1 protein-coding gene is annotated in these 1,291 nt (G+C 63.2%); it reads right to left on the bottom strand.

Translation table 11 applies throughout. From position 1 onward, the window contains the following. Positions 1–43 precede the first annotated feature (43 nt). Positions 44–1,221 (bottom strand): IS3 family transposase gene (locus ACFU95_RS51010; RefSeq protein ID WP_383844807.1). Its coding sequence is split into 2 segments (ribosomal slippage): positions 44–960 and positions 960–1,221, totalling 1,179 coding nucleotides; the frame shifts between segments, so codons are not numbered across the junction. Positions 1,222–1,291 lie beyond the last annotated feature (70 nt).

The raw sequence follows: 1,291 nt of genomic DNA, 5'->3' as shown, positions 1-1,291 counted from the left end.
TGAGGGGCCTCGCGTTTTCCGGACTGGTGTCTGACCGTTCATTTCACGCGACGGCTCGCAACTTCACATGTTCGGCGTGGACTTCTCGCGGAGGGCGATAGCCGACAGCCGAGTGAAGGCGTTCGCGATTGTACCAGAATTCGATGTAGTGAGTGATGTCGCGCCGGGCGACCTCGCGGGTCAAGTACGTTACCCGCGATACACGTTCGTTCTTCAGAACCCCGAAGAACGATTCCGCCATGGCGTTGTCAAAACAGATCCCGGTGCGGCCAGCCGACCGGCGAAGGCCCAGCCCATCGAGAACCTTTGCGTACTCGGCGGACATGTAGTTGCTGCCCCGGTCCGAGTGAAATATGGCATCCTTCACCAGCTTCCTGTTCCGTGCCGCGTTGCGGATGGCCCGAGATATCAGCGGCGTCTGGTAGTGGTCGTCCATGGCGTAGCCGATGATCTCTTTGGTGCAGCAGTCGATGACGGCCGCCAGATACAGCCACCCCTCGCCGGTGGGAATGTAGGTGATATCGCCGACGAGTTTTTCACCCGGAGCTTGCGCGGTGAAGTCGCGGCCCACGAGGTCCGGCACCGGCCCCGGCGCCCCTTGGGTCAGCGACCACCGCCTCGGCGGCGGCTGGCAGGGCACCAGGACCAGGTCGCGCATCAGCTGGCGGACCAGCTCCGGGCCGGCGGCGACGCCCCAGCGCAGCAGCTGGGCGTGGACGCGCCGGTATCCGTAGGTGCCGTCGGACATGTCGAATGCCTTCTTGATGAGCAGCCGCAGTTCCTCGCGCCGCTGGGCGGTTGCGGAATCGGGCCGGTTTCTCCAGTCGTAGTAGCCGGACTTGGACACGCCGAGCCGTTTACACATGAACTCGACGGAGTACGCGCACTCCGCGTTGTCGAGCCGCATCACATCGATGAACTCGTACTTGCTCGCTACCGGGGATCCTTCGCGAAGTACGCTGCGGCTTTTTTCAGGAAGGCGTTCTCCTGCTCAAGCTCTCGGTTCCGGCGTCGCAGCTCCTTCAATTCGGCACGCTCGTCCACCGGCAGCGGCCCGTCCTGCTGTCCGTGCTCGCGCTCATGCTGGCGCACCCAGGTGCGGAGGGTCTCGGGATTCACGTTGAGTTCCCGGGCGACATGAGCGACCGGCTTGCTGGATTTCAACGCCAACTGGACCGCTTCTTCACGGAACTCCGGCGTATACGGACTTGGACGTGCCACTTGCTGCTTCCCTCGATTCCTTACAGGACAACCCTATTGGGTCCCTGTCCGGGATCTTCGGGGCCCCTCA

Source organism: Streptomyces sp. NPDC057623, from assembly GCF_042800355.1.
In the GTDB taxonomy this organism is placed as follows: domain Bacteria; phylum Actinomycetota; class Actinomycetes; order Streptomycetales; family Streptomycetaceae; genus Streptomyces.
This window is presented reverse-complemented; position numbering and strand designations above follow the sequence as displayed.